We start from the raw sequence: 26,471 nt of genomic DNA on the forward strand, positions 1-26,471 counted from the left end.
CGAGGAGTCGGGCCGGTGCCCGCCCCCGCCCGGCCGTCCGCGTGACCTCGCACTACGCACTACCCGGAACCCCCGCCGGGGGTGCCGCGCCCGGCCCGCCGGGCCGGAAGGCGGCGAGCCCCGCGGCGCTGATCGCCGAGGAGGCGTTGACCCGATGGTGACGACGGTACTCATGGACGAAGCCGGGACCGCGGCCCCGCTGACGGCGGACCCCGACCCCGAGCACAGACCCGGACCCGAGCCGGAGCCGGACGCCGTCCCGGCGCTGCCCCGTCCGGCCGGCCCGGGCCCCCTGCGCTTCGCGGCCTCACCGGGACAGGAGGCGCTGTGGGCCGGACTGGCGCACCGGGCCCGCCCGCCGGTGGTGACCGGGGCGCTCCGGCTGACGGGACCCCTGGACGCCCAGGCCCTGGCGGCCGCCTGGCGGGACGTCGCCGGCCGGCACGAGATCCTGCGCAGCCACTACCGCGTGCACGAGGGCCGGCTCACCCAGGTCGTCGCCGCGCCCGCCGACGCGCCCGTGCCGGGGCCGCCGGCCGAGGTCCGGCCCTCGCAGGCGGCCGCGGCCGTCGCGGCGGAGCGGGAGCGGGCGTTCGCCCCGGCGCGCGAACCGCTGGCGCGGCTGCGGCTGCTGCGCCAGGGGCCGGGGGACCACGTCGCCGTCTTCGTCCTCCACGAACTGATCGCCGACAGCGCCGCCCTCGGCCTGCTCGTCACGGAGCTCGCGGCCGCCTACCGCGGCGGGCCGGCGGAGCGGCCCGCCCTCCAGTACGCCGACCTCGCGGCCTGGCAGCAGCAGCGCGCCGCGCAGGGACGCCTCGACGAGAGCACCGAGTACTGGCTGCGCCGGCTCAACGGCGCGGAACCGGCCGTCCTGCCCTGGGACCTGAGCGCGCCCGGCGCCCCCGGGCGCGTTCCCGGCGCCGGGCGGGCGCTGTCCTTCCCGCTGCCGCAGGAACTGTCCGCGAAGGTCGCCGATGCCGCGCGCCGGCACCGGGCGAGCGTGCAGGTGGTGGGCCTGGCCGCCTTCCAGCTGCTGCTGGCCTGCTGGTCGGGCCAGCGGGACATCAGCGTCCGCGGGCCCGTCCCCGAGCGCGGGCGGGGCGGGCAGCGGCGGATGCTGGGGCCGCTGTCCCGCGCGGTGGTGCTGCGGGCCGACCTGACCGGCGCGCCCGCCTTCGGCGAGGTCGTCGACCAGGTCCGGCACACCAGCGCCTGGGACTTCGCGCACCACGAGGTGCCGCTGGAGCCGGTCGCCGCGCAGCTGCGCCGGCCGCGGCTGGTGGAGCAGCTGGGCGAGGTGCAGTTCGGCGCCGGACCGGGCGCCGACGGGCCCCGGTGGGGGGCCGCCTCCTGGGGCGGCCGGCTGCGCGCCGAGCCGTTCACCTCCGCTCCCGCCCCGGCGGCCCGGCCCCTGAGCCTGCTGCTGCGGCACGACGAACGCGCCGCGCACTGCGTGTTCACGTACGACGTGTCCGTGTTCTCCGAGGCCCGCATCCGCCAACTGCGCGCCGACTACTTCGGACTCCTCGGCGATCTCGCCGACCACCCGAAGGCCCGCTTCCGCTGACGGGCCGCGCGGACGCCCGCCGCTTCCGCTGACGGGCCGCGCCCACGGCCCCGCCCGGCGCGCACGGGCGGCCCCGGGCAGCCCCCGGTCAGCCCGTCCGGTGCGCCGCCGCCGCGGTGAACAGATCGGTCCGGACCGCCACCGGATCGGTCCCGTAGGCCACCTTGCGCGTGATCTTCCCCCCGATGGGGGTGCGGGTGACCAGCCCGGCGGCGCGGGCCAGCGCGAACCGGGCGACCGCCCCGTCCGCCCCGAACATCGCGCGCGCCTGCATCCGCTGCATCCGGTGGACCGCGGCGGCCGCGGCCGCCCGGCGCCGGGCGTACGGTTCCAGGTCCGCCCGCGTGACCGCCCCCCGGCCCAGCGCCTCCACGAGCACGGGGTGCAGGGCGGCGGCGTCCTGGAGGGCGAGGTTGATGCCCTGGGCGCCGATCGGGCCGTGGGTGTGCGCGCTGTCCCCGATCAGGACGAGGCCGTCGCGGGTCCACTCCTCGGCGTGCGAGGCGAAGACGTCGAGCAGGGTGAGCCCGCTGAGTGAGGTGAGCTGCTCGTGCAGCAGGTCCGCGAACTGCGGCAGGACCCGCGCCAGTTCGTCCCGTATCTCCTCGATCCCCCGGCCCGGCCGGCTCCAGCCGCCGTGCGGCAGGGTCCAGCCGATGCGCAGCCGGTCCGGGTGGCTGTCCTGGACCAGGACCGCGCTGCCCGCGGCCCGGTGCACCCTGACCTTCCCGGTGGCCCGGCCGGGCGCGTGCAGGGAGAACCACACCACGTCGTGGGCGAAGGAGTCCGAACGGCCCGGCCCGATCCCGGCCAGGGCGCGGGTCTTGGAGAACCGGCCGTCCGCGCCGACCACGGCCAGGGCCCGGACGGTGACGGGCTCGCGGTCGGGCCCCCGCACCACGACCCCGGTGCACGGGCTGCCGGGCTTCTGCTCCAGCAGCGCCGACACCCGGTGGCCCTCCAGGTGGGTGAAGCCGGGCAGCTGTCGGCAGGCGTCCAGGAGTTCGGCGAGCAGATGGGGCTGCGGCAGCGCCAGCAGGTGGTCGTACGGGACGGGCAGCCGGCCGTAGTCGATGTCCAGCAGCACCCGCTCCCGCTCCAGCACCTGGAAGCCGGACAGGGCGAGCGAGCCGCGGGCCCGCGCGGCTGCCAGGACGCCGAGCTCGTCGAGGATCCGCTGGCCGCCCGGCTGCAGGATCTCGCCGTGGAACTCCCGGCGCAGGGCGGTGGAACGCTCGACCAGCGTCACGCGGACGCCGGAGCGCAGCAGCATGAGCGCCAGTGCCAGCCCGGCGGGCCCGGCGCCGACGACGCACACGTCGGTCCCGGTCTCGGCGGCGGCGGTGGCGGGGCACGGATCGGGGTGGTCCATGGGGGTGTCCCTCCGTCGTGGGTCGGTCCGGCCGGCCGGGTCAGGCGGTCCCCGGCCGGGTCAGCACGAGCGCGCTCTGGAACCCGCCGAATCCGCTGCCGAGGGCCAGCACCGCGCTCGTGTGCTGCTGCCGGGCGGTCCCGGGGACGTAGTCGAGGTCGCACTCCGGGTCCGGCACCCGCAGGTGCGCGGTGGGCGGCACCGTGCCGTACTCGATCGCCAGGGCGCCGGCGGCGGCCTGGAAGGCTCCGACGGCGCCGAGGGGGTAGCCGGTCATCGAGGCGATCGCGCTGACCGGTACGTGGCGGGCGTGCCGGCCCAGGGCACGCTTGATGGCCGCGGTCTCGTGCCGGTCGCTCTGCCGGGTGCCCGAGCCGTGCGCGCTGACGTACTCGACGGCGGACGGGTCCAGCCGGGCCTCGTCGAGCGCCGCCCCGATCGCCGCGGCCAGTTCGGTGCCGTCCGGGCTGAGCCCCGTCATGTGCTGGGCGGAGGCCCGGCTCGCGTAGCCGGAGAGCTCGGCGTAGACGCGGGCGCCGCGCCGGCGGGCCCGCTCCCGCTCCTCCAGGACCAGGACGGCCGCGCCCTCGCCGAGCACGAACCCGTCACGGGTCCGGTCGAAGGGACGGCCCGCGCTGGACGGCTCGGCGTTGCGCCGCGAGGTGATGCGCACGGTGTCGCAACAGGCCATGACGACGGGGGAGATCGGGGCCTCGGAGGCCCCGGCCAGCACGACGTCCGCACTGCCCTCGCGGATCAGCTCGGCCCCGTGGCCGAGCGCGTCCAGGCCGGCCGTGCAACCGCCTGCGACGAACGAGACGGGGCCCTGCGCCCCCGCGTCCCGGGCCACTTCGGCGGCCAGCGAACCGGGTACGAAGTAGTCGTACAGGTGGGGCACGGCCCGGGCGGGGTCGACCAGCCAGCGGGCGCCGATGTTGCTGGCGACGGCGTACTCCAGGCTCAGTTCGGCGGCGCAGCCCAGCGCGCTGCCCAGCGCGACCCCGGTGCGCAGCGCGTCGAGCCCCGGTCCGGCCCCGCTGTCGGCGAGCGCCTCACGGGCGCCGGCCAGCGCGAACTGCGTCACCCGGGCGAGGTCCGCGGCCCGCGCGGCGCTCAGCCCGTGCTCCCGGGGGTCGAAGTCGATCTCGGCGGCGATGCGCGAGCGCATCGGCCTCGCGTCGAAGGAGGTGACCGCGCGGGTGGCCGAGCGGCCCGCGGTCAGCATCGACCAGAAGCCCTTGGTGCCGCCACCGCCCGGAGCGACCACCCCGATACCGGTGATGACCACGCGCCTCAACGCCCGGACCGCCCCACCGTCCGGCACGCCTGCCCGAGCAGTCTCGGCAGCTCGCCGTCGCGTACGAAGAAGTGCCCGCCGGGCACGGTGCGGGACTCGAAGCCCGCCGTCGTCCAGTCGCTCCAGCCCCGCAGCACCTCGGGCGGCCCGACCGGGTCCTCCTCGCCGGCGACGGCCAGCAGCGGGACGGGCACCGGACCGCCGGTGGCCGGGTCCAAGGCGGCGGCGCGCAGCGCGGCGGCCAGCCGCAGGTCGTCGCGGAGCACGGGCAAGACGAAGCGGTGCCACACGTCGGGGGCGACCCCGGGGGGCACGCCGTCGAAGCCCTCGAGGACGCGCACCAGTTCGTCGTCGGGGGCGTCGGCCGCGAAGGCCACCCCGCCGACGGCGTGGGGCGGCGGCACGGCGCCTGTCACCAGCAGCGCGGGCAGCGGCAGTCCCGCCTCGTGCAGCGCGCGGGTGAGCGTGTAGGCGATGAGGCCGCCGAGGCTGTGCCCGTACAGGACGTACGGTCCGGGCGGCTGCTCCTTGAAGAGCTCGCGCAGGTCGTCGAGGAGGGCCTCGCGGGTGGTCACGCGCGGCTCGCGGCGCCGCCCGTCACGGCCGGGCAGCAGCTGGGGCTGGGGGTTCACGCCGGGGCCGAGCAGTTCGCCCCAGCGGTGGAAGGCCGAGGTCCCGGCTCCCGCGTGCGCGAAGCACACCAGCCGCACGTCCTGTTCCCGTGCCATGCCCCGTCCTTCCTCGCCCACCGTAACCACCCCACCCTGACCAGCCCCGCTCGAGGTCGGCTCGAGCGTGACCCGGATCCGGGTCACGCCACCGCGGACCGCGGCCCCTGGCCACCGTCCGCGGTCCCGGCGTTGCCGTGCCGCATCTCAGGCGGCGTACAGGTCGAACGTGGACCCGCGGCGCGGGCCGGCCGGCACGTCGAGCGCCGGATCCACCGTCAGCATCGCCTGGTGCAGGCGCTGGAGCTGCGGTGAGGGTTCCACCCCGAGGTCCTCGATGAGGCGCATCCGCAGCTTGCGGTAGACGTCCAGCGCCGTGGCCTGGCGGCCGGAGCGGTAGAGCGCCACCATCGCCTGCGAATGCAGGCCCTCGTGCTGCGGGTGCCGGGCGATCAGCTCGGAGAGCTCGGCGATGAGTTCGGTGTGCCGGCCCAGCCGCAGGTCCACGTCGATGCGCCGCTCGACGGTCACCAGGCGGCTCTCCTCCAGGCGCATCACCTCGATCTCGAGGATCGGCCCCACGCGTACGTCGACCAGCGCCGGACCCTGCCACAGGGCCAGGGCCTGCCGCAGCTTGGCGGCGGTGCGCTCGTCGTCGCCCGCCTCGAAGGCGCTCTGCCCGTCGGCCACCAGCTTTTCGTACTCGTGGACGTCCACGCTCTCCGGGGCGATCTGGAGCAGGTAGCCGCCGTGCCGCGTGGCCAGGACCTCCTTGGCCCCGTTCGGGTCGCCCGGCCCCATGGCGGTGCCGAGCCTCCTGCGCAGCTGCAGTATGTAGGTCTGCAAGGTGGTGAGCGCGCTCTGGGGCAGGTCGGTGCCCCACACCTCCTCCATCAGAGTCGGTACGGGCATCACCCGCCCCGGGTAGAGCGCGAGCAGCGCCAGAATCTGGCGCGGCTTGCCGGCCGTCGGAACAATCGAGCCCCCGTTGACTTCGGCACTCAACGGACCCAGAACCTGAATCTTCACGGTTTCCTCCGCACGTCGTCGAGTTCCCATCGATTTCAAGCCTTCGACTGAGGCACAGTAGCGGGATCCAGGGCAACACCCCCCAATTTCTTGAGCGGCTGTCGACCACACCTCCAACTTCGGCGTTTGCGCACTTCAGTCAAACTGTTAGATTCCCTTGCGGGACGACTGCCGGAACGTAATTCCACGTCCGGCCGTACAGGTCTTTCCGCGATTCCCACCGGATCGCTGGGAGGAGTGACCGATGGAATGGGACGTAAGTCGGAGCGACGGCCTGGACTTCCGCGTCCTGGGCGCCGTCGAGGTGCACGACCACCGGTCGGGCACCCGCATCGCGCCGTCCGGCGCCAAGCAGCGCGCCCTCCTCGCGGCCCTGGTCGTACGGGCGGGGGAGGTGCTCTCCGCCGACCGGCTCATCGACGAACTGTGGGGGGACCGCCCGCCCGCGGGCGCGGCCAACGCGCTCCAGGCCCATGTGGCCCGGCTGCGCCGGCTGCTGGCGCCCGTCGGCGAGGACGGCCCCGGCCGGGCCGCCATCACCACGCACCCCCTCGGCTACCTGCTGCGCCTGGGCTCCGCCCGTACGGACGCCCAGCGCTTCCACCGGCTCTCCGCCCAGGGCCGGGCGGCGGTCGTCGCCGATCCCGTGCACGCCGCCGAACTGCTGCGCCGGGCCCTGGAACTGTGGCGCGGCCCCGCACTGGAGGGCAGCGGACGGGGACCGATCTGCGCGCGGGAGGCGGAGCGGCTGGAGGAGAGCCGACTGACCGCCCTGGAGACGTACCACGAGGCGAAGCTGCGCGGCGCGCGGCACGACGAGGTCACCGGGGAGCTGGAGCGGCTCACGCAGGCCCATCCCACCCGGGAGCGCTTCTACGACCTGCTGATGCTCGCCCTGTACCGGTGCGGGCGCCGGTCCGAGGCCCTGGGCGTGTACGAGCGGGCCCGCCAGCGGCTGCTGAGCGAGGTCGGGATCGGGCCCGGGCCGGCCCTGCGGGACCGGATGGAGGCCATCCTGCTGCGCGAGCCGGGGCTGGACTTCGCCGCGCCGCCGCCCGCCGCGGGCCCGCACGCCGCCGTGCTGGACCTGGGCGGGGAAATCGCCCGCCTGCGCGACCGTATCGACGCCATCGGCCGCGAACAGGAAGAACTCGTACGCCGTTTCGCCCTCCTGTCCGAGGGGATCGCGGAAGTTCCGGCCACACTCTGACCGAATAGCACCGGCAGCCGCCGCATAATCGGCGATCCCGCTCGAGATATTCTCCAGCGGTATTCCAGCGGCAGCGGATACGAGTCGGTCCGCAATACCTCCGGCAATACGGCGTACGAATTCACGCACCGGTTGTCACGCTCGGGCGGATTCCGGCAGCACCAGACGGCGGGGAGCGGCCCGTCCCCACGGAAATCCGTGGTGCAGGTGGACCGCCGGCGGGCGGGCGGCGTCGACCTCGACCGCCACCGCCGCCAGCACCTCCGGCACCGGTTCCATCTCGAGGAACCGCCAGCGCCCCGCCGAGTCGTCGGCGGGCGGCCGGAAGGAGAGCACGCCCTGGTCCTCGGCCAGGGCGAAGACGAACGAGTCGAAGGGCAGGGCGAGTCCCAGGCCCCGGGCCTTGGAGTAGGCCTCCTTCAGCGTCCACAGGCGCAGGGCGCGCCGGTCGCGCGGCCGCCCGGGGGCGGCGCGGGCGATCCAGTCCTGCTCCTGGGGGGCGAACGTGGCGATGATGTTCTCCAGGCCGCGCTCGCCCCGGTCCAGCCGCTCGACGTCCACGCCGATGCGGTGCTCGCGGGAGACGCCCAGCAGGTTGTAGGCGTGGGCGTGCGAGAGGTTGAAGTCCAGCGTGTCGGCGCCGCGCGGCAGCCCGCCCGCGGGCAGCTGGAGGAACGGGCGCCCGCGCGAGGACCGCCAGATGATCGCCTCGGCCTCGGGGATGCCGGTCTCCAGCGCCAGCACGCGGCGGACCAGGGCGTGGGCGACGAGGTACTGGCGGCGGTCGCGTTCGAAGAGGAAGCGCCCGGCGACCTCCTGCTCGTGCTCGTCCAGCCAGTACGAGGCCAGGGTGGCGGCGATCCCGGGGGCGAGGTCCTCGTTGGGGCAGAACCACAGGTTCACCGGGCCGGGTCCGTTCTCGGCCGGGCCGCTCGCCCCGGCGGGAGCGGCGGCCCCGGCGGGGCCGGGAGGCGGCGCGGTCATGCCCGTTCCTCCTCGCCGCCCAGCCACAGCGGGGTGCGAAGGAACGCGGACGTGGGCAGCGGTACGGCCACGGCGCCCGCCCCGCGGGCCTGCTCCAGCGCGGCCCAGTCCACGTCCAGCCCGGACAGCCACAGGCTCCTGACCTGCTGGAGGTGCCCGGCCCGCCACAGCGCGGCGAGGTAGTCGGCCGTCTCGGGCACGGCGCCCATGTCCAGCGGGTCGGCGCCGCCGCCGCGCAGGTCCGCGTACGGGCCGCCGTCCGCCGTGAACCGCTCCAGGGCCGCGAGGAGTTCGCCGGTGTCGCCGACGACCGCCGCGAAGCGGCAGTCCATGGCGGCGCGGCCGGTGCGCAGGGCGCGGGCGAGGACGCCCAGCTCCGGCACCGGGCCCGGGCCGGCCAGCAGCTCGGCGAAGCGGCGGGCGGTGGCGGTGAGATGGGCGGGGGTGGGCGCGGACAGCACGAACAGCTCGGCGGCGGCTGCGGCACCTCCCGCGGGTCGGACGGCTCCCTGGGCTCCGGCGGCTCCGGCCGCGCCCTCGGCGCCCTCGGCGCCGGCGGGGAGGTACTCCTCAAGGATCACGTGCGCGGCGGAGCCACCGGCTCCGAGCGCCCCGACGGACGCCCGGCGGGGCTCCTGCTCCCCGCCCTGCCAGGCCTGCGCCTCGGCCCTGCCCGGCCCGGGCACCAGCACCCGGTGGCTCAGCTGGAGCACGGCCCGGGTCAGCGCGGCGGCCGCGGTCACGGCCCCGGCCTCGCCCACGAACGCCCGTACGGAGTCGGCGTCCTCGTGCAGGGCGACGGTGGAGGCGTCCACCCCGGCCGCCCGCAGCGCGGCGCGCAGCACCCGCTGCCCGGGAGCGCCGTCGCCACCGGCGACGGCCCGGGACCCGCGGCCGGGCCCGGCGGCCGGGCCGCCCGCCGCACCGTGGCCGACGGCGCTGCCCCGGATCACGCAGTGGACGGTGTCCCCGTCGGCAAGGGCCCGCGCCAGGGGCTTGAGCAGCAGCGCGCCGACGCCCTCGCCCGCACCGGGGCGGCGGCTGGAGGGGTGCAGCAGCAGTTGGACGCCGCCCACGAGCGCCGCGGCGCACTCCCCGGCGCGCAGGGCGGCCGCCGCCAGGTGCAGGGCGACGAGCACGGAGGACTCCGCCGTGTCGACCGACTGGCTGGGGCCGGTGAGGCCGGCCAGGGCCGAGAACCGGTTGGGCAGGCTCCAGTGGCCGCCGCGGGGCAGCCGTACGGGCCGCTCGCGCGTCCAGCTCCGGGCCGCGAGCAGGGCGTAGTCGGCGGTCCCCGCGCAGGTGAACACCCCGACGCTGCGCGGGGTTCCGTCGGCGCAGGTGAGGGCGTCGAGGCGGCCGCCGGTGCATCCGGCGTCCTCGAGGGCTTCCCACGCCGTCTCCAGGAACAGCCGTTCCTGGGGGTCCATCAGGGCGGCCTCGGCCGCGTCGATGCCGAAGAACTCCGCGTCGAAGTCCTGGACCCGCTCCAGGTAGTGGCCCCGCTCGTCGCCGGGCCGCCCGGCCGGCGGCGCTCCGGCGCTGCCGTGCCCCTCGCGCGCCTGCCGCCAGAACGAGCCGAGGTCGCCGGCGCCCGGATAGCGTCCGGCCATCCCGACCACGGCGATCCGCTCGGTGGAGGACGGCCGGTCCGCGGTCCGCTCCCGCACGGTGTCCGGCCGCGGAAAGGCCACGGGCACCGGAACCGTGCCGCCGCCGGCGCCGAGGCCGGCTCCGGCGCCGGGGCCCGCACCGCCCCCCGTACCGGCGCGGGCGGGGATCGCGCCGCCGGAGCCGGTCAGCAGGGCGGCCGCCTGGACCCGGTCCAGATGACCGTTCTTGAACCGGGTCAGGACTTCCTTCTCGTCCATCTGGACGGGCTCCTTCTGGAGAAAGACGGCTTCAGCCGCGACGGGCGAGCAGCACGAGTGCCTCGTCCACGCTGAGCCGGTCCTCGCGGACCGCGTCCAGCAGGACGTCGAGGTCGCCCCGGGCCGCCTGACGGGAGGCGGGCTCGGGCGCCCGGACGGGGGCGGCCTCGGGCCCGGTGGCTCCGGTGCACACGGCGATGTAGGCGGCCACGGCGGCGATGTTGGGGTGTTCGTAGAGCAGGACGGACCGTTCCTTCATGCCGAAGGTGCGGTTGACGGAGGCGATGAACTCCGCGCCCACGATGGAGTCGACGCCCAGCGCGTTGAACGGGGCGGTGGCATCGATGTCCCAGGCGTCGCAGCACAGGATCGCCGCGAGCTGCTCCCGCAGCACCTCCGCGATCCGCTGCGCCGCGAGGGGCGCTGCCGCGGGGACGGTCCCCTCGGCGGGAGCCGGGGCGGGAACGGCGGGAGCGAGGTCCGCGCGGGAAGCGGCGTCCGCGCCGGGCTCGGCGAACGTGGCGGGCTCGGTGAACGTGGCGGCCTCGGTGAACGCGCTCGCGGCCGGCCTGACATCCCCGCTGCTCATCGCCCGCTTGACCTCCCGCGCGAAGGACGCCGGCGTCGGGTAGTCGTACAGGTCGGTCGCCCGCACCCGCAGTCCGTACCGGCTGTTGACGACGGCCACGAACTCCACGACCAGCAGGGAGTCGAGCCCCAGGGTCCGGAAGGTCTGCTCGGGATCGATCTTCTCCGCTTTGATCCGCAGGACGTCGCCGAGCACTCCGACGATGTCGTTCAGCACGTCAGCAGGACGGTCGTTCGTCATCGATTGCTCCTCCGAGCCTTCAGTGGCACACGGTCCGGTATCGGTGGTCCGGCGCGCCGCCCGCGGGGCAGGCCGGGAGGTCGGGCGCCGGCACGTCGGAGCGCAGCTCCCGCACCGCGCCCTCGGGCACCAGGATCGGCAGCAGCAGCGACCACAGTGCGGAGACCCGTCGCTGGAGTTCGGCGTAGGGCATCGCGGTCCCGGCCATCGCCTCGATTCCGCTGGCCGCCGCGGCGACCAGCGATTCGACGCTCTCCCAGCGGCCGTCGGCGCGCAGTTCGCCCGCGTCGCGGGCCTGCCGCAGCAGACCGCAGACCGCCGCGAGCCAGATCTGGTGGAAGTCGGGGCCGGCCTGGGGGAGGCCCGCGCACTCCTTGGTGAGGCGGAAGCTCGCCGGGATGGCCGGCTCCTCCCGCAGGGTGCGGGCCATCCAGTGCGTGGTGTCGACCAGTGTCTGGAGCGGGGAGAGCCCGGCGTCCAGCCGTTCGCGCACCGTCTCGTCCAGCAGCGCGCGGCCGCGCAGCTGGACCGCCTCCGCGAGTTCGTCCTTGGAGGCGAAGTGGAAGTACAGCGCCCCCTTGGTCACTCCGGCGAACGCCGCGATCCCTCCGAGCGTCGCGTTCGCGTAACCGTTGCGGTGGAACATCTCGGCCCCCGCGTGCACGAGCTTCCTGCGGGTCCGCTCCGACCTCTCCTGCACCGCGGATCCTCCTCGGCCCCGGCCTGTGGCTGTCCGGTCGCGCGGCCGCACCCGGTCCGCGGCGTGCCGGATGTCGTGTGCGGGCATCTCAGCCCACGCGTACGAGTCGTTCGTTGCCGCTCTCCGCCACCGCCGCCGGGCTTTCGGGGCCGGCCATGAGGATCGAGCGCTGCAGCCTGCGCAGCGAGGCCGACGGCTCGAGCCCGAGCTCGCGCACGAGGACCCCGCGCAGCCGCTGGTAGACGTCGAGCGCCTCGCCCCGGCGGCCGGAGCGGTGCAGGGCCAGCATGAACTGGCCGTGCAGGTTCTCGTGGGTGCGGTAGCGGCTGGCCAGCACGGTCAGCTCGGCGAGCAGCTCCCGGTGCCGTCCGATCCGCAGATCGGCCTCGATCCGCTGGTCGAGGGCGCACAGCCGGGTCTCCTCCAGCCTGCGGGTCTCCATGTCGAGCTGGATGCCGCCGTGCACGTCGGCGAAGGCCGGCCCCGACCACAGGGCCAGCGCCTCGCGCAGCAGCCGGGCCGCGCCCGGGAAGTCCCCCGCGTCCATGGCCCGGTAGCCCATGCCGGCGAGCCGGTCGAACTCGCGGACGTCACTGGTGCCGCCGCCGCTGTTGAGCAGATAGCCGCCCGGCAGCGTGACGAGCACGTCCTTGGCCGTACGCCGCCCTTCACCACCCTCGCCGCCCTCGCCCTGCTCCAGGGCCGTCGCGATGAGGGTCCGCAGCTGCAGTACATAGGTCTGCAACGTGGTGCGGGCGCTGCGCGGCGGGGTCCCCGCCCACAGCTCCTCGATGAGGGCCGACACCGGGACGACCTGGTCTGCGTGCAGGGCCAGCAGTGCCAGCACCTGTCGCGGCTTGGGGGCGGTAGGCGTTACGGAGACTCCCTGCTCGCGCACCGCCAGTGTGCCCAGTACTTCGATGTCCACGCCGTACTCCCCTGTCCGTGGATAAGGCCTGACTCAGTAAAAAACAGGACTGGCGGTTTGTCAATACAAAACCGACCGCGCTGTTTTTATTTCTTAGCCCATCTAACGAACTCTTGAATGGGGCCTTGACCTGCATAAACGTCCATCAGAGAACAAGGGGCCTCCCCCACGGAACCGCTCTGCTCCCCCTCCAGAACGGACCCAGGAGGAGCAAAACAGACCATGCGGTCTTGGTCATGCAGAAGCCCCGGTCTTCCCTGCGTGCGCATGGAAGACCGGGGCCCAGGGCCGCTACAGCGGGCAGGTGCCCTCGGCGTCGAGATCCGCCAGAAGCGCCGCGGGCACGACCGTGGGCAGCAGCAGCCGCCAGAACCGCGTGACAGTGTCCGCCGAGAGCCACTCCGCCTCGCGGACGCCCATCACCTCGAACCCCACGGTCGCGGCCACCACGGCGCTCACCACGTCAGGGGCCGTCACCTCCGGGCGCAACTCGCCCTCGGAATCCGCCTGCTTGAGCGTCTCCTCGACCCATCGCCGCCACCACTCGCGCAAATCGGCGTGCGGTGGGCGGGACACCTCGCCGCTCAGCTCGAACCCGGCCCGCAGCACCACGTCCCCACGCAGCGCCCCGGCCAGCCGGTGGGTCACGTCGACCAGGAGCTGCATGCGGCTCGCCCCCAGCGGGAGCACGGCGTCGGTGACGACCAGCAGCCGGGCCAGCGCGGCCTCCTCGACCGCGTCGGTCAGCGCGGCCTTGCTGACGAAGTGGTGGTGCAGCGCACCGTTGCTCACCCCGGCCAGCGTGCTGATCGCGGTGAGTGACGCCACCGCGAACCCCTCCCGGTCGAAGATCTCGGCCGCGGACCGGATCAGGGTGTCGCGCGTGCGCAACGCGCGTTCCTGTTTGACCATCAACTGCTCCGTCACTGCGAGGGGGTTACCAGGCCTGCGGAAGGGCAGGCCGGGGAGTCGCCACGGAGCCGGCCGGGGGAGCTGATCGCGATGGCGCCCCTGGCACCACCCCTCTCAGTCACGCCAGGTCCCTCCCCCCGGGACGGCCACTGCTCCGTACACCGACTTTAACAAACCGCTTGCGCGGTTTCTGATTGATGATCTCCACGCTCCCACCCTGGCCGGGAAACGGGTCGATCCACCGGTCACCCTCAGCAGTGGCACTCGTGAATGACTCGCGATCGCCTCGACACGCCTGGGCGGTGTACAAGCGCGCCTCCGGCGCGGCTAAAGTGGGAGATGCTGCGGGGGCGCCCCTGACCAGGGCGTATCGAATGACGGAAGAGGATTCGCCAGCTCCTCATACGAGCGGAGGCTCGCGAACCGCTAGAAATTAAACCGGTTGGTATGTATCTTCCGGGGCCAGAGGCACACACCGCCTTCTCGTCAGCAGCCCAGGGGGAGCAATGTCTGCGAGCACGTTTCACGTCGAACGCCCGACGGTCGCCGCCCATCAAGCGGCCTTCCCAGCGGCGTCACGGTCCGACCTGGCCCATCTCCGCTGCCTCACCCTGACAACCACCGTCCCCAAGGAGATGGTGCACCGCGCCGCCGTAGCCGAGGTCATGCTCACCGATTGGCGGCGCGAGAGCGACACGCGCTTCAGGGTGGAGGCTCAGTGGCCGCGCAGCCACAGCTTCTTCACCCCCATCGACGGGGAGCACTACGACCCGCTCATGGCCAGCGAAACGATCCGCCAGATCGGTTACCTCCTGGCGCACGCCGAGTTCGGGGTCCCGTTCGGCTACCAGTTCCTCTTGTGGGACCTCTCGCTCTCGGTCGAACCCGAGCACCTCCAGGTCCGCCAGACGCCCGCCTCGCTCGACATCGAGGTCAACTGCACGAACGTGAAGAGACGCGGCAGCGGCACCCTGGCGGGCCTGCGGTACGACACCCTGATCCGCCGCGACGGGCACCTCGTCGCGACCGGCAGCGTCTCGTTCACCTGCACCGGCCCCACCGCCTACCAGCGCGTTCGTGCCCAGCACGCGCTCAACGGCGACCAGCTGCCGCTCCCGCTGACGGCTCCGGCGGCGCCGCAGAGCGTAGGGCGCACCTCGCCCGTCGACGTCGTCCTGTCCCCCCTCGGGCAGCCCAACCGCTGGCGGCTGAGGGTGGACACCCGCCATCCCGTGCTCTTCGACCACCCGGTCGACCACGTACCGGGCATGGTGCTGATCGAGGCAGCCCGCCAGGCCTCCGCCGCCGCGCTGAAGCGCACCTCCCTGCTTCCCCTCAGCTTGGCCGGCGACTTCCGGCGCTACGTCGAGCTGGGCGTGCCGTGCGAGATCAACGCCGTCGTCATGCCGCGGCAGCTGCCTGACGCCCGGCACACCGTTCTGGTGACCGGCCACCAGAACGGCGAACTGTGCTTCAGCGCCACCGTGACCGCGTCGCGCAGGCCGCACTGACGACCCCTTCGCCGGCTCAGGCCGGTCCGAACGCGGCGCGATGGTCCCGCGCCCAGGTCCGAAACGGCGTCGCCGGACGTCCCGTGACGTCCATGACCGTGTCCCGCACCTCGGCTTTCGCTCCCGCCTGCTGGCGCCGCGCACTGTGCAGCAGCGCCTCCACGAGGGGCTCGGGGTACCGCTCGAGCCAACCGGCACGCGCCTGGGCGGGACTGAGCTCCTCGAACCGGATCCCGCGGCCCAGCACAGCGGCGAGGTGCGCCGTCTGCTCGGCCGCCGTGATCCCTTCCGGACCGGTCAAGGTGTGGATGACACCCGTGTGCCCGGGCTCGGTGAGTGCGTGTACGGCGACTTCCGCGATGTCACGAGGATCGACACACGCGTTGGCCGACGACCCGTACACGGCCCGCACCACCTGTTCCGTACGGATCGACGCCGCCCAGGAGAGGGAATTGGACATGAACGAGCGGGGACGCAGCAGGGTCCAGTCCATGCCGGACCCACGCAGCAGCTCTTCGTTCACCCGCTGCCACCGGGTGATCAGGTCGTCGGCGTGAGGGTCGGCCACCGAGGCTGCGGAGAGCTTGACCACGTGGCCGACCCCGGCCCGTCGTGCGGCCTCGATGATGCGGGCGTCGTCCTCCCCCACCCTGCTTGTCACCAGGAAAACGGCTCTCACCCCGCCCAAGGCCCGCTCCAGCGACGGCTGGTCCCTGTAGTCCGCCCGGACGACTTCACCCCGCACGTCGTCCGCCAGGCGCGCCGGGTCCCTCGCCGCAATGCGTACCGGCTGTCCGGCAGGGAGAAGTCGGGCCACTTCTCGACCCACCGTTCCGGTGGCTCCAGTGACAAGAATCATGGGCCTACCTCCCAGACCTGACTATTTCGTCTCCGAAAGAGGACGACTGTGCGTTACCCGCTGTAAGATACGTACTGCGCGGTTTTTCCCATGGAACCCTCCGCCGGTTCAACACTCCGTGGAGGAGTCACTATGGCTGAGCAAGTCCGAGCTATTCGTACCCGTCAGACGATCCTCATGGCCGCGGCCAAGGTCTTCGAGAACCGGGGGTTCCAGGCGGCCACCATCGCCGACATCCTCACCGAGGCCGGGGTCACCAAGGGAGCCCTGTACTTCCACTTCCAGTCGAAGGACGACTTGGCGCAGGGGGTGCTCGCCGAACAGGACCAGCGAATCGTGGTCCCCGACCGCCCCTCCAAGCTGCAGGAAGCGGTGGACACGGTCATGCTGCACGCTCACCGGCTGCAAACCGACCCGCTGGTCCGTGCCGGAGTGCGCCTGTCCATGGACCAGCAGCCGGGCCTTGACCGCAGTGGTCCGTTCCTGCGGTGGGGCGAGGTCTGCACCGAGCTGTTCACCGTGGCCAAGAAGCAGGGCGAAACGCTGCCCCACGTCGTGCCGTCCGAGACGGCGGACGTGTTCGTGGGCTCGTTCGCCGGCATCCAGTCCATGTCCCAGGCGATCAGCGACTACGCGGACCTGCCGGTGCGGGTCGCCGCGCTGCTGCGCCACGTGCTGCCCAGCATTGCGAACCCCTCGGTCCTCACCTCCCTGGATCTCACCGAGCTTCGGGGAGCCGCGGTCTACACCGAGGCCCTCGCCGTCGCGGACGCGATGGAAGCCGAAGCCGTCGGCTGAACCGCGGCCGACCGCTGCGCAACGAGTCCCGCCACCGGTGCGGGCTCCTTCCGCGCGAAGTGGACCTCCAGGGCATTCGCCAGCCGCCCGCCTTCCGACGTCCAGGCGAGATAGCCGTCGGGTCTGACCAGCAGTGCGTCCGCCGGGGCCGCCGCAGTCGGCAGGACGTGCACCACGCGCAGGATCCCGGCCCAGGCCAGCGCCTCGCGCCCATGGAGGTCCCCCTTCTCCCCGAACAGCAGGAGCAGGGGCCGACCGTCCCGCAGGAGTTCGATCACATCGGTCTCCCCCTCGTCCGTGTGGAGCGGCATGTTCCCCAGAAACGCTCCCTCGGTGGGCGAAAGACACCCGCCGCGCCCCGGATACACGGTGTCCTGCGCGCTGATCATGCCGCTGAGCCGCTCGTGGCGCGGATCCTCGGCCAGCACCGCGGCGAAGACCCCGCGCAGGGCGTCCGCCTCGGCCCCCGGCCGCATCAGGGCGAGCTGCGCCCGCGTGTTGTCGATGACCCGCTGCGCGGCCGGGCGCCGCTCCAGGTCGTAGGTGTCGAGCAGGTCCGCCCCCGCCTTGCCGTGCACCGCGAGCGCGAGTTTCCAGCCCAGGTTGAGGGCGTCCAGCACCCCGGTACTGAGGCCCTGCCCGCCGATCGGGAAGTGCACGTGTGCCGCGTCCCCCACCAGGAAGACGCGCCCCGACCGGAAGGTCCGGGCCAGCCGGGTCACGTCGCTGAACCTGCTGAGCCAGCGGGCGTCTTCCATCGCGATGTCCCGTCCGGCGATCCAGGACGCCTCCCGCCGCAGATCCTCCAGGGTGGGCGGCAGCTTCCGGTCCTCATGGGCACCGGTGCAGTTGAGCGTCCGGATGTGGGTGCTGCCCGCCGGGTCGCGCTTCGCCACGATCCAGCCCCGCGGCGTGCGGTGCCAGCCCGGGGGTAGCACGTCGGGATCCGTGACCGTGACCGTGGCCATCAGCGCGGCGACCGTGGCCGCATGGATGTCGGACTCGATGCCCGCCAGTTCGCGGAGCATGCTGCGCGCGCCGTCCGCCCCCACCGCGTACCGGGTGGTGCAGGTGACCGGACCGCCCGGCCCGTCGGCCGTGACCCGCACGCCGTCCCGGTCCTGGACGGCGTCCGTCACCCGGTGCTCGCGCAGGATCCGCGCCCCCGCCGCCCTGGCCCGCTCCTCGAAGCGCCGCTCGAGCTCCGCCTGGGGACATTTGAGTATCGGCTCGGGCTCCGTCTCGGGAGCCGTGATGACGAGCCCGGGCAGGCCGGCGAAATGGAACGGACTGCTGCTCGCGGCCCCGGTGTGACGAGCCCGTTGTTCGGGCAGATGACCGCGCCTGGCCAGGCACTGCACCGCCCTGGCGTGCAGCGTGGTCGCCTTGGGCCGTACGGACACCCGGTCCCTGACTTCGAGCAGGAGCGTGTCCACTCCGTACCCGGCCAGCTCGGCGGCGATGAGCATGCCCACCGGCCCCCCACCGACCACCACTACGTCTGACTGTATTCGGCGTTCCCCCCGCACAGCGGCGCCCTCCCCGTCGACCCGTGCCCGCGAGAAAAAAAATATACCGGCTAGACCGTTTGTTTTCCAGATCCGCGGGCAGGGCAAACTCGGGTCTCCCCGTCGGCGGGGTTCCGACTCGCTACGGCATCAGCTCCCGCATCGCCGACGACATCGGACCGCCCTCCGAGCGCTCCGTCTTGCGCCCCTTGCTGCCCGGGGCCAGGGTCCGCGCGTCCACGGCCTCCGCCGGCGCCCCCGTCGCGTACAGACCGTCGGGGTCGGTGTCCCGGTCGTGCGGGAGCAGCCAGAACACCCGCCGCCGGAACGTGCCGGAGGAGCGGGAGGGCTTGGCGCCCGGGCCCAGCAGCGCGTAGCCGACCATCCGCCCGTCGCGGTGGTAGGCGGGCCTGCCGCGCCGGGTCGGCAGCCGGTCCAGGCTCTGCCGGACGTAGTCGAGCCCGCTGATGTCCTCGAGCCAGACGAGGTCCACTTCGTGGACGATCTCGTCCTCTGCGATGAGGGCGCTCATGCTGTCTCCTCGTCCGCGAGCAGGCCGATGCCCGGGTAGTACTTGCGCTGGTTGGACAGGATCATTTCCTTGGGCGAGGCCAGTCCCACCACCTCGCGGACCCGTGCCGCGAAGGCCCGGGAAGAGATCGCCGGGGCGCCCTCATTGTGGCACCAGCCCCGGTAGGCCGCGTAGAGAGTGGCCTGCTCGGCCCGCAGCTCGGGATCGAGCCGGCAGGCCTCCCCGACGAAGCGCCCGGTGTGGTCCTCGGTCTCGGCGTAGGCCGTGGTCGCGATGCGGACCCGCTCGGGGCCGGTGAGGTCCTTGTCGCCGCCCAGGTAGCGGCGGGCGCCCTCGATGAGCCAGTTGAGGATGCCGGGGCCCTCCTGGGTGACGAGGACGTCCGCCAGGTTGTCGATCTTGCGGTCGTCCGAGACGACCCGTTCGAAGGGGATCAGCCGCATGCGCCGCCAGAACGCGAACCCGCCCGTGCCCACCTCGGGACGGTGGTTGCCGAGCAGCCACAGCTTGTGCGTCGGCTCGAAGCTGAAGAAGTCCTGCCGCATCCGGCGGGCCTTGATCCGGTCGCCACCGGTGAGCAGCTTGACCCGGGCCTCGTCGAAGCGGTCGCCCGGCTTCACCTCGCTGCACACGATCACCCGCCGGCCGTGCAGTTCGGCGAGGTCGGTCGGGTGCCCCTCGTACGGCCGGGCCATCAGGAAGCCGGGCGGCGCCGCGTCCGCGTAGTCGCCGAGCAGCTTCATCAGGACGTCCAGCAGTACGGACTTGCCGTTCTTGCCGGACCCGAACAGGAACGGCATGACCTGGGCGCCGACGTCCCCGGTCACGGAGTAGCCGAGCAGCAGCTGCAGGAAGTCGATCATCTGCGCGCCCTCCGGTCCCTCGCCGAAGGTGTCGGTCAGGAAGCGGTTCCAGCGCGGCGTGGGCATCGGCTGCGGCGCGGCCGAGGTGGAGCGGGAGTGGAAGTCGTGCGCGGGGTCGGAGGGGCGGATGTGGCCGGTCCGCAGGTCCACGACACCGGCGGGCGTGCACAGCGCGTACGGGTCGGCGTCCAGCCGCGCCGCGTTGAGCACCATGCCGGGCGCGGACTTCGCCTGCGCGAGCATGGCGTTCATCCCGCTGGTGCTGAGCGCGCGCCGGCGGTGCTGCTGGAGCGCGGCCGAGGTGTACACGCCGCGGGGGTCGGTGGTGGCGATGGACTCCGCCAGGTCGCCCGCGGCCCACACCGCGGTGTCGTCCTCGTCGATCTGCCAACGGGTGCAGTCCCAGCGGAACCAGCCGATCCCGGGGACGTGCCGGTAGTCGTTGGAGTAGAGCTTGACGAACAGTTTGGCGTTGCCGCGGTCGGTGAGCGTGTCGGGCAGCAGCCCGTCCGCCGTCGCCTCGCCGTCGGACCCCGCAGCACGGGAAACCGCGGCACCGAAACCCGCGGCATCGGAAACGGCGACATGGGCCCCCGCAGCACCCGCCCCCGCGACCGGCTCCCCGCCGGAAAAACCCGCGGCCACGGCCCCGGGCACGGCCCCGGCCACGGCCACCGCACCGGCCACGCCCCCGGACTCCCCCGGCTCCCGAGGCGCCGGAACGGCGGGCTGCGCGAGGATCTGCGCCGCCACCGCCTGCACGTCGAACTCGGAGAGCATCCCCTCCTGGTCCCGGCTCATCCCCGGCCTCCCGGGGACATCGGGCGCGCAAGCCCCGCCCGCAGCCCGCCGCGGATGATCGCTCCGCAGCGGCTCTCCTGCCCCGGCCTCGCCCGCGCGGCCGCCTCCCCCAGGGTCCGCGCGGCCGCGGCCTCGGTCAGGTGCCCGGCGGCGACCAGCCCGCCGGCGGTGTAGGCGGCCCGGTTCAGCTTCTCGGAGAAGGCGGCCCCTTCGGGGACGCCCGCGCACGCGGCGACCTCGGCGAGCACGCCCGCCAGGACCCGCTGCGCCACACCCGACCCGCCACCGGCGGCGAGAACGGCCTGCCGGGCCCGGGGCGGCACGGGCCGGGGCCCGGCGGCGTCGACCGCGGCCGCGGGCTCGGGCGCCAGGTGCCCCGTACGCTCCAACTCCCGTGCGAGCCAGTCCGGCAGCGGCGCGGGCTCCCGTACGGGTCCCACGGCGCGGTAGACGCCCGCGCGAGTCATCGTCCCGGGAGCCACGATGTAGCCGCCGCGGGCGCGTACGTCGACCTGCCAGGCCAGGGCCCGCCCGGAGCCCGAACCGGTGGAGCACCGCCACCGCCGGCCACCGCCCCGGTACCAGACGTGCAGCCCGCCCGACGGCGTACGCACGCGCAGCGTCGAGGCGTCCTGCGCCGGGCTGGCGGCGCCGCGCAGCGCGGCCAGCACGCCGAGCGTGTGGAAACCGTTGGCGAGGCCCGTCAGATCGATCCCGGCGGAGATCCCGATGCCTGGCAGCAGCCGGTCGCGGCCGGGCAGTTCCCGCTGGTGCGCGTCGATGTCGATGACGACCAGATCCGCGGGACCGGTGGCCACACCGACGCCGAGATCCGGCCGCGAGCCCCACCACTGCTCGATCCGGTCCGCGTCGAGCGTGGCCGCGTGGAAGCCGTGGCACCAGCGGCCCGCCCGGACGCAGCCGCAGCCCGCACGGTCGTGGCCCGGCACGCGGCACGCCTCGCAGTTGCCCACGGGCGTCTTGCGGCCTGCCGCAAGCGGGTGGACCGGCCACCCTTGCCGGGCACACCACCTGGCAGTCGTCACAGGGAGCCCAGCGACCGGCGCAGTTCTCGTGCACTGCGCCGGGTCGCTGCGGGAATCCCGCAGCTCAGCTGCCATTCACTTCCCCCATCAGCGACTGAAGCGACTCAACGCCGAAAAATCAGATTAGCGAAACTCCTGGTGGACGAGGGGCAGTTGAGCCAGAACAGATGTACGCCTCCCCCAGGCGGGCCAGCGACCGGCCGACCCCCCGCCCAGCGACCGGGTCTCCTCCGGTCGCTGGCCGGGCTGTTCACAGAACACCAGGTCACAGAGGTACGCAAGCAACGACAGCGACCGAAGCGACCCAAGGTCCGCATATATGACGCACACGCACGCACACACGCACGCGCAGGAATGTCCTCATATACCGAGGACGTGGGTCGCTTCAGTCGCTGAGGAGCCCGCCCCACCCCTCTGACCTGGGGCTCCTGCCAAATGCGCGGAGCGACCGAACGGGTCCCCGGTCGCTCGCTCCCGGTCGCTGACCGCTGGTAGCGCCTCTCCGGGCCCGCCCTAGCCCTCCTGGCCCGGGCCTTGAGCGGACAGCGAGCCGCGGCGCCGAACGGGCCCGCCGCGGCCCCTTTTTTGGCCAATGCCCAGCCCATCCCCGGCCGCCGCCCCGCCCTCAGCCCTCCTGCGGCCCGGCCTCTCCCGTCAGCAGCAGTTTCTTCTGCGGCTTGCCCATCGCGTTGCGCGGCAGCGCCGTCACGAACCGCACCTCCCGCGGACGCTTGTGCACCGACAGGTGCGCGGCCACGAAGTCGGTGAGCTCGGCCCCGGTGACCCCCTCGGCGACGACGAACGCCACGATGCGCTGGCCGAGATCCGGATCCGGGACGCCGACCACGGCCGCCTCGGTCACCTTGGGGTGGTCCAGCAGCGCGTTCTCGATCTCGCCCGCGCCGATCCGGTAGCCGCCCGACTTGATGAGGTCGATGGAGGCCCGGCCCACGATCCGGTGCACGCCGTCCGCCTCGTCCACGGCCGCGATGTCGCCCGTACGGAACCAGCCGTCCTCGGTGTACGCGGCCGCGGTCGCCTCCGGGCGCCCCAGGTAGCCGGCGAACAAGGTCGGCCCCGTGAGCTGGAGTTCCCCGATCTCGGCGCCCGGCTCGGCGACGATCCGGGTCCGGATCCCGGGCAGCGGGGTGCCGACCGTACCGGGGCGGACCTCCCCGCCCGCCCGGCCGCTGATGGTGATCAGCGTCTCGGTCATGCCGTAGCGCTCCACGGGCCGCAGCCCGGTCAGCCGCTCCAGGTCCCGGAAGACCGGCGCGGGCAGGGCGGCGCTGCCGGAGACCAGCAGCCGGGCTCCGGACAGCGCGGCGGCCGCCTGCGGCGCCCCCGCGATCCGGGACCACACGGTCGGCACCCCGAAGTACAGGCTGCCGCTCGCCGCCGCGTAGGCCTCGGGCGTGGGCCGCCCGGTGTGGACGAGGCGGCTGCCGGTGCGCAGGGCTCCGAGGACGCCGAGCACCAGCCCGTGCACGTGGAACAGCGGCAGCCCGTGCACCAGGGTGTCCTCGGCGGTCCACTGCCAGGCGCCGGCCAGCGCGTCCAGGTCGGCGGCGAGAGCCGCGCCGCTGAGCACCACGCCCTTGGGCGCGCCGGTGGTCCCCGAGGTGTAGAGGATCATCGCGGGGTCCTCGGGCGCGGGCTCCTTCCCCGACCAGCCCGACGAGCGCCGGGCGAAGTCCACGTCGACGACGGCCGCCCCGGAGTCGCGCAGGATGTGCTCGCGCTCGGCGGGCCCGGCGTCGGGCGGGAGCGGGACGAGCGGCACCCCGGCCAGCAGCCCGCCGACCGCGGCGGCGACGGTCTCCAGCGAGGCCGTCGCGGTCACCGCGAAGGCGGGCGCCCCGGCCACGTCGGCCGCGACCGCGCGGGCGGCGCCGAGGAGGTCCTCGTAGGAAGCGGAACGGCCGGCGACGGTCACGGCGTCCGGCCGGTCCCCGTACACCCCGTCGAGCGCGGTCAGCATGGTCGGCATGGTCGGCAACTCCCTTTCGTACCCGGCCTGCACGGCCTGCACGCCACGCCCAGACTACGGCCGGGGATGCCCTGGTGACGGGCGGGACTTGACCGTTCGACGACCGCTCGACGAGCGCCCCGGCACGCGCCGGGGCGAGGGCTTCGACGACCGTGGGGAGACCGGCGTGGAAACGGCACGGTTCGCGTCCTCGATCGCCGCGACGCTCACGACGGGCCTCGTCAGCGGCCTGTTCCACGGGTTCTCGGTGGCCGTGACGCCGAGCCTGCGGCGCACCGGCGACCGGACGGTCGCGGAAGACCTACGCTGATCCCATGATCAGCACTTCAACCTGCCGCCTGGAGCCCGTGACCGCCGCGAACATCGACGCGGTGTGCGCGATACAGGTGCGCCCCGATCAGGCACACCTCGTCTCCCCGGTGGTCAAGTCACTGGCCGAGGCGTACGTCCACGGGGACGTCGCCTGGCCGCGGGCCGTCGTCGACGGCGACGAGGTGGTCGGCTTCGTCATGGCCTTCCTCGACATCCAGTGGGACCCGGCCCGCGACCCCGCAGACCGGCGCTCCGGCATCTGGCGCCTGAACATCTCCTCCGCGCACCAGGGCAAGGGCTACGGCAGCTTCGCGGTCGCCGCGGTCGCCGAGGAACTCCGCCGCCGCGGAGCCGCCCGCGCGTACGTCACATGGGGCACGGGCGACAACACCCCCGAACCCTTCTACCTGCGCCTGGGCTTCCGCCCCACCGGCGAACTCAGCGGCGAACAACGCGTCGGCGAACTCCTCCTGCCCCAGCACCCGGCGTAGGGCCTGCCCGACGACGACCTCCCCCAGGACGCCCCCTAAGCGGTCTCGGTGAGCACCACCGTGCGCGGCAGCCCGCACGCGGCGGCCCCCGTCGTGGCCGCGGCCCCCGCCCGGAACTGCTGCGGGCTGACGCCCCGCACCCGCTTGAAGGCCGTCGACAGCGCGAACGCGCTGCCGTACCCGACCCGGCGGGCCACCGTCGCCACCGTCGCCTCCGGTTCGCGCAGCAGGTCCGCCGCGAGCGCGAGGCGCCAGCCGGTGAGATAGGCGACCGGCGGCTCGCCCACCACCTCCGTGAACCGCCGCGCCAGCGACGCCCGGGAGACCCCGGTCCTGACGGCGAGCTCCTCCACCGTCCACCCGTACGCCGGGTCCTCGTGCAGCAGCCGCAGCGCCGGGCCGACCACCGGATCGCTCTGCGCCCGGTACCAGGACGGGGCCCCCGACCCCGGGGCCGCGAGCCAGGCCCGCAGCACACCGATCAGCAGCAGGTCGAGCAGCCGGTCGAGGACGAGGTCCTGCCCCGGCTCGTCCCGGGAGATCTCCGAGGCGAGCAGGGCGATCAGGGTGGAGTCCGCGGCCCCCGCCGGACGGACCACGATCGTGGGCAGCGCGCCCAGCAGCCGGCGCCCGATCTCGCTCGGCGCCTGGTAGGTGCCGCTCAGCATCACCGCCGAGCCCTCGTCCTGATGCCCCTCGCCCCAGGTCCGCACGCCCAGCAGCCTGGATTCGCTGACGTCCTCGCCCGCCCGCGTACTGCACCGCTGGTCCGGCCCCACCAGGATCTGCACCGGGGTGCCCGGGGCGTCCGCCACCGTGTACGGCGCGGGCCCCCGTACGAGCGCCACGTCCCCGGGGCTGATCCGCACCCGCTCCCCCGCGTCGGGCAGCAGCCACGCCGAGCCGCGCACCATCGTCACCACCGACAGCGGGGCACGGTCCTCGATGCGCATCGCCCACGGCGGGTTGAGGACGGACTTCTGGAGGAAGGCGCCGCGGGCGTTGGGCCCTTCGAGGAGGCCGGTCAGCGTGTCCATATCAGGACCGTACGTCCCAGACCCCGGTCGCGGCCGCCTCCCGGGCGAAGTCGGCGAAGTCCCGGGGCTCGCGCCCCAGCACCTCCCGCACCCCGTCGGCCAGGTGCGCGTTGCGCCCGTCCAGGATCAGGGTGAAGAGGTCGGCGAACTCCTCCGGCAGGCCGTTCTCGCGCAGCACCGCCCGGTACTCCTCGTCGGAGACCGGCACATAGGCGATCTCCCGCCCGGTCACCTTCGACAGTTCGGCGGCGATATCGGCGAAGCCGAGCAGGCGCGGGCCCGACAGCTCGTACGTCCTGCCGATGTGCCGGTCGTCGCCCAGGGCGGCCACGACCACGTCGGCGATGTCGTCGGCGTCGACGAAGGGCTCGACGGCGTCCGCCGTCGGCAGCGCGATCTCACCGGCGAGTACGGGCTCCAGGAAGAAGCTCTCGTCGAAGTTCTGGTTGAACCAGCTGGCCCGTACGACGGTCCAGTCGGCGCCGGAGGCCTTCAGCGCCTCCTCGGCCCGCTGCGCGGCCTCCTCCCCGCGCCCGGAGAGCAGCACCAGGCGGCGCGCGCCGGCGGCCACGGCCGCCTCGGCGAACGCGCCGACCTGCTCGGCGGCGCCCGGGAACCCGAGGTCCGGGTAGTAGGTCACGTACACCCGGTCCACGCCGTCGAGCACGGCCGGCCACCCGGCGGGCTCGTTCCAGTCGAAGGCCGGGGCCCCGCTCCGGGATCCGATCCGGACCGGCCGCCCCTGCGCGCCGAGCTTCTCGGCGACGCGCCGCCCGGTCTTGCCGGTGCCCCCGATGACGAGGGTGGTGTGCCGCGCGGGGCCCTGCGTGGAGTTGTTCGTCGTCTGCGTCATGAGGACAGTCAAGTCGAGCCGTCCGAGACGGAACATAGGCGAAAAGCTCAACTCCATACGCGAGCGTCTCACGGCCGCCCGGTCCGCGGTGCCGGCTACTCCCGCTCCGCCACCACGTGGGTGTTCTGGCAGGCCGTCAGCAGCCAGCGCCCGTCCCCGCCCCGGGTCATCACGTACAGCGGCGCACCCTCGTCGGCGCCCTCCGCCCCGCGGTAGACCTGCCGCACCTTGACAGCCGCCACGTCCGGCCGCAGGAACTGTGTGTGCACGACCTCGTACGTGACCTCCCCGTCCCAGCTCGCCCCCGGCAGCACCGCCCGTGTGAACTCGGCGATCGCGTCGAAGCCGATGAGGACCTTCCCGTGCGCGGTGGTCCACAGCGCGTCCGGATGGAAGAGGGCGAGGAACCCCTCGGCGTCCTTGGCCCGCTGGGTTCGCTCGACGGTGGCGACGACCTCGGCGATGTCTGCTGTTGCGCGTTCGATGTCCATGCACAGGAT

25 protein-coding genes are annotated in these 26,471 nt (G+C 73.8%); 6 read left to right on the top strand and 19 right to left on the bottom strand.

The window, feature by feature from the left end; all coding sequences use genetic code 11:
• Window positions 1-154: 154 nt before the first annotated feature.
• Complete coding sequence (locus BGK67_RS34335; RefSeq protein ID WP_069924464.1) at window positions 155-1,570, top strand: condensation domain-containing protein; 1,416 nt, start codon at window positions 155-157, stop codon at window positions 1,568-1,570.
• Window positions 1,571-1,658: 88 nt separating this feature from the next.
• On the opposite strand, the gene BGK67_RS34340 is transcribed toward BGK67_RS34335, so the two are convergent.
• From BGK67_RS34340 to BGK67_RS34355, 4 genes are all read right to left on the bottom strand, one after another.
• On the bottom strand, window positions 1,659-2,942 hold the full coding sequence (locus tag BGK67_RS34340) for an FAD-dependent monooxygenase (RefSeq protein ID WP_069924465.1): 1,284 nt from the start codon (window positions 2,940-2,942) through the stop codon (window positions 1,659-1,661).
• Between the two features lie 40 nt (window positions 2,943-2,982).
• On the bottom strand, window positions 2,983-4,239 hold the full coding sequence (locus BGK67_RS34345; RefSeq protein WP_069924679.1) for a beta-ketoacyl-[acyl-carrier-protein] synthase family protein: 1,257 nt from the start codon (window positions 4,237-4,239) through the stop codon (window positions 2,983-2,985).
• Entirely contained in the window at window positions 4,236-4,967 is a 732-nt protein-coding gene (locus BGK67_RS34350; protein ID WP_069924466.1) for a thioesterase II family protein, read from the bottom strand. Before BGK67_RS34350 ends, BGK67_RS34345 begins: the two co-directional genes overlap by 4 nt.
• Window positions 4,968-5,114: 147 nt before the next feature.
• Window positions 5,115-5,936 (bottom strand): AfsR/SARP family transcriptional regulator, encoded by an 822-nt coding sequence (locus BGK67_RS34355; protein ID WP_069924467.1) that lies wholly within the window; start codon window positions 5,934-5,936, stop codon window positions 5,115-5,117.
• Between the two features lie 244 nt (window positions 5,937-6,180).
• Here BGK67_RS34355 and BGK67_RS34360 point away from each other — a divergent pair, with 244 nt between their 5' ends.
• A complete protein-coding gene (locus BGK67_RS34360; RefSeq protein WP_244291553.1) occupies window positions 6,181-7,146 on the top strand; it encodes an AfsR/SARP family transcriptional regulator in 966 nt (321 codons plus the stop codon).
• A gap of 135 nt (window positions 7,147-7,281) precedes the next feature.
• Here the strand turns inward: BGK67_RS34360 and BGK67_RS34365 are convergent, their stop codons facing one another.
• The 6 genes from BGK67_RS34365 to BGK67_RS34390 form a co-directional block, all read right to left on the bottom strand.
• Entirely contained in the window at window positions 7,282-8,130 is an 849-nt protein-coding gene (locus tag BGK67_RS34365) for a 4'-phosphopantetheinyl transferase family protein (protein ID WP_069924468.1), read from the bottom strand.
• Window positions 8,127-10,001 (bottom strand): beta-ketoacyl [acyl carrier protein] synthase domain-containing protein, encoded by a 1,875-nt coding sequence (locus BGK67_RS40870; protein ID WP_069924469.1) that lies wholly within the window; start codon window positions 9,999-10,001, stop codon window positions 8,127-8,129. Before BGK67_RS40870 ends, BGK67_RS34365 begins: the two co-directional genes overlap by 4 nt.
• A 31-nt stretch (window positions 10,002-10,032) precedes the next feature.
• Entirely contained in the window at window positions 10,033-10,830 is a 798-nt protein-coding gene (locus BGK67_RS34375; protein WP_069924470.1) for an acyl carrier protein, read from the bottom strand.
• Window positions 10,831-10,849: 19 nt separating this feature from the next.
• Window positions 10,850-11,530, bottom strand: coding sequence for a ScbR family autoregulator-binding transcription factor (locus tag BGK67_RS34380; RefSeq protein WP_069924471.1), 681 nt, complete (start codon window positions 11,528-11,530; stop codon window positions 10,850-10,852).
• A gap of 88 nt (window positions 11,531-11,618) precedes the next feature.
• Entirely contained in the window at window positions 11,619-12,458 is an 840-nt protein-coding gene (locus BGK67_RS34385) for an AfsR/SARP family transcriptional regulator (protein WP_069924472.1), read from the bottom strand.
• A 291-nt stretch (window positions 12,459-12,749) separates the two neighbouring features.
• Window positions 12,750-13,385, bottom strand: a complete 636-nt coding sequence (locus BGK67_RS34390) for a ScbR family autoregulator-binding transcription factor (protein ID WP_141754155.1) — start codon at window positions 13,383-13,385, stop codon at window positions 12,750-12,752.
• Window positions 13,386-13,876: 491 nt separating this feature from the next.
• Here BGK67_RS34390 and BGK67_RS34395 point away from each other — a divergent pair, with 491 nt between their 5' ends.
• On the top strand, window positions 13,877-14,881 hold the full coding sequence (locus tag BGK67_RS34395; protein ID WP_167739674.1) for a ScbA/BarX family gamma-butyrolactone biosynthesis protein: 1,005 nt from the start codon (window positions 13,877-13,879) through the stop codon (window positions 14,879-14,881).
• A 16-nt stretch (window positions 14,882-14,897) separates the two neighbouring features.
• Here the strand turns inward: BGK67_RS34395 and BGK67_RS34400 are convergent, their stop codons facing one another.
• Complete coding sequence (locus tag BGK67_RS34400) at window positions 14,898-15,740, bottom strand: NAD(P)H-binding protein (RefSeq protein ID WP_069924475.1); 843 nt, start codon at window positions 15,738-15,740, stop codon at window positions 14,898-14,900.
• 132 nt (window positions 15,741-15,872) lie between these two features.
• Here BGK67_RS34400 and BGK67_RS34405 point away from each other — a divergent pair, with 132 nt between their 5' ends.
• Complete coding sequence (locus BGK67_RS34405; protein WP_069924476.1) at window positions 15,873-16,538, top strand: ScbR family autoregulator-binding transcription factor; 666 nt, start codon at window positions 15,873-15,875, stop codon at window positions 16,536-16,538.
• On the opposite strand, the gene BGK67_RS34410 is transcribed toward BGK67_RS34405, so the two are convergent.
• The 5 genes from BGK67_RS34410 to BGK67_RS34430 form a co-directional block, all read right to left on the bottom strand.
• Window positions 16,484-18,034 carry an FAD-dependent monooxygenase gene (locus BGK67_RS34410; protein ID WP_069924477.1) on the bottom strand — a complete coding sequence of 517 codons (1,551 nt, stop codon included), beginning with the start codon at window positions 18,032-18,034 and terminating at the stop codon, window positions 16,484-16,486. The two genes, BGK67_RS34405 and BGK67_RS34410, sit on opposite strands and share 55 nt — an antisense overlap.
• Window positions 18,035-18,188: 154 nt before the next feature.
• Window positions 18,189-18,578 (bottom strand): DUF6009 family protein, encoded by a 390-nt coding sequence (locus BGK67_RS34415; protein WP_069924478.1) that lies wholly within the window; start codon window positions 18,576-18,578, stop codon window positions 18,189-18,191.
• Complete coding sequence (locus BGK67_RS34420) at window positions 18,575-20,242, bottom strand: DNA primase family protein (RefSeq protein WP_244291554.1); 1,668 nt, start codon at window positions 20,240-20,242, stop codon at window positions 18,575-18,577. Before BGK67_RS34420 ends, BGK67_RS34415 begins: the two co-directional genes overlap by 4 nt.
• On the bottom strand, window positions 20,239-21,363 hold the full coding sequence (locus BGK67_RS34425; RefSeq protein ID WP_079154752.1) for a bifunctional DNA primase/polymerase: 1,125 nt from the start codon (window positions 21,361-21,363) through the stop codon (window positions 20,239-20,241). The genes BGK67_RS34420 and BGK67_RS34425 overlap by 4 nt, the downstream gene beginning before the upstream one ends.
• 550 nt (window positions 21,364-21,913) lie before the next feature.
• Window positions 21,914-23,269: an AMP-binding protein gene (locus BGK67_RS34430; protein WP_069924682.1), complete on the bottom strand. Its 1,356-nt coding sequence runs from the start codon at window positions 23,267-23,269 to the stop codon at window positions 21,914-21,916.
• Window positions 23,270-23,366: 97 nt separating this feature from the next.
• On the opposite strand from BGK67_RS34430, the gene BGK67_RS39570 reads away from it, so the two are divergent.
• Both BGK67_RS39570 and BGK67_RS34440 read left to right on the top strand, forming a co-directional pair.
• Window positions 23,367-23,588, top strand: coding sequence for an anthrone oxygenase family protein (locus BGK67_RS39570; RefSeq protein WP_069924480.1), 222 nt, complete (start codon window positions 23,367-23,369; stop codon window positions 23,586-23,588).
• Window positions 23,589-23,592: 4 nt separating this feature from the next.
• Entirely contained in the window at window positions 23,593-24,081 is a 489-nt protein-coding gene (locus tag BGK67_RS34440; protein WP_069924481.1) for a GNAT family N-acetyltransferase, read from the top strand.
• A 35-nt stretch (window positions 24,082-24,116) separates the two neighbouring features.
• Here the strand turns inward: BGK67_RS34440 and BGK67_RS34445 are convergent, their stop codons facing one another.
• The 3 genes from BGK67_RS34445 to BGK67_RS34455 all read right to left on the bottom strand — a co-directional run bounded on the left by BGK67_RS34445 (window position 24,117) and on the right by BGK67_RS34455 (window position 26,462).
• Window positions 24,117-25,118: an AraC family transcriptional regulator gene (locus BGK67_RS34445; RefSeq protein ID WP_069924482.1), complete on the bottom strand. Its 1,002-nt coding sequence runs from the start codon at window positions 25,116-25,118 to the stop codon at window positions 24,117-24,119.
• Between the two features lies 1 nt (window position 25,119).
• Window positions 25,120-25,971: an NAD(P)H-binding protein gene (locus BGK67_RS34450; RefSeq protein WP_069924683.1), complete on the bottom strand. Its 852-nt coding sequence runs from the start codon at window positions 25,969-25,971 to the stop codon at window positions 25,120-25,122.
• A 95-nt stretch (window positions 25,972-26,066) separates the two neighbouring features.
• The gene (locus BGK67_RS34455) at window positions 26,067-26,462 is read right to left on the bottom strand and encodes an SgcJ/EcaC family oxidoreductase (RefSeq protein WP_069924483.1); all 396 of its coding nucleotides are present in this window, start codon (window positions 26,460-26,462) and stop codon (window positions 26,067-26,069) included.
• Between the last annotated feature and the right edge of the window lie 9 nt (window positions 26,463-26,471).

This window comes from Streptomyces subrutilus (assembly GCF_001746425.1).
In the GTDB taxonomy this organism is placed as follows: domain Bacteria; phylum Actinomycetota; class Actinomycetes; order Streptomycetales; family Streptomycetaceae; genus Streptomyces; species Streptomyces subrutilus_A.

Bases quoted from the DNA above. Each gene is read 5' to 3' on its own strand.
- BGK67_RS34335 (WP_069924464.1), top strand. From the start codon at position 155: ATGGTGACGACGGTACTCATGGACGAAGCCGGGACCGCGGCCCCGCTG.
- BGK67_RS34340 (WP_069924465.1), bottom strand. From the start codon at position 2,942: ATGGACCACCCCGATCCGTGCCCCGCCACCGCCGCCGCCGAGACCGGG.
- BGK67_RS34350 (WP_069924466.1), bottom strand. From the start codon at position 4,967: ATGGCACGGGAACAGGACGTGCGGCTGGTGTGCTTCGCGCACGCGGGA.
- BGK67_RS34360 (WP_244291553.1), top strand. From the start codon at position 6,181: ATGGAATGGGACGTAAGTCGGAGCGACGGCCTGGACTTCCGCGTCCTG.
- BGK67_RS34365 (WP_069924468.1), bottom strand. From the start codon at position 8,130: ATGACCGCGCCGCCTCCCGGCCCCGCCGGGGCCGCCGCTCCCGCCGGG.
- BGK67_RS40870 (WP_069924469.1), bottom strand. From the start codon at position 10,001: ATGGACGAGAAGGAAGTCCTGACCCGGTTCAAGAACGGTCATCTGGAC.
- BGK67_RS34375 (WP_069924470.1), bottom strand. From the start codon at position 10,830: ATGACGAACGACCGTCCTGCTGACGTGCTGAACGACATCGTCGGAGTG.
- BGK67_RS34395 (WP_167739674.1), top strand. From the start codon at position 13,877: ATGTCTGCGAGCACGTTTCACGTCGAACGCCCGACGGTCGCCGCCCAT.
- BGK67_RS34400 (WP_069924475.1), bottom strand. From the start codon at position 15,740: ATGATTCTTGTCACTGGAGCCACCGGAACGGTGGGTCGAGAAGTGGCC.
- BGK67_RS34405 (WP_069924476.1), top strand. From the start codon at position 15,873: ATGGCTGAGCAAGTCCGAGCTATTCGTACCCGTCAGACGATCCTCATG.
- BGK67_RS34415 (WP_069924478.1), bottom strand. From the start codon at position 18,578: ATGAGCGCCCTCATCGCAGAGGACGAGATCGTCCACGAAGTGGACCTC.
- BGK67_RS34420 (WP_244291554.1), bottom strand. From the start codon at position 20,242: ATGAGCCGGGACCAGGAGGGGATGCTCTCCGAGTTCGACGTGCAGGCG.
- BGK67_RS34425 (WP_079154752.1), bottom strand. From the start codon at position 21,363: ATGGCAGCTGAGCTGCGGGATTCCCGCAGCGACCCGGCGCAGTGCACG.
- BGK67_RS34430 (WP_069924682.1), bottom strand. From the start codon at position 23,269: ATGCTGACCGCGCTCGACGGGGTGTACGGGGACCGGCCGGACGCCGTG.
- BGK67_RS34440 (WP_069924481.1), top strand. From the start codon at position 23,593: ATGATCAGCACTTCAACCTGCCGCCTGGAGCCCGTGACCGCCGCGAAC.
- BGK67_RS34445 (WP_069924482.1), bottom strand. From the start codon at position 25,118: ATGGACACGCTGACCGGCCTCCTCGAAGGGCCCAACGCCCGCGGCGCC.
- BGK67_RS34450 (WP_069924683.1), bottom strand. From the start codon at position 25,971: ATGACGCAGACGACGAACAACTCCACGCAGGGCCCCGCGCGGCACACC.
- BGK67_RS34455 (WP_069924483.1), bottom strand. From the start codon at position 26,462: ATGGACATCGAACGCGCAACAGCAGACATCGCCGAGGTCGTCGCCACC.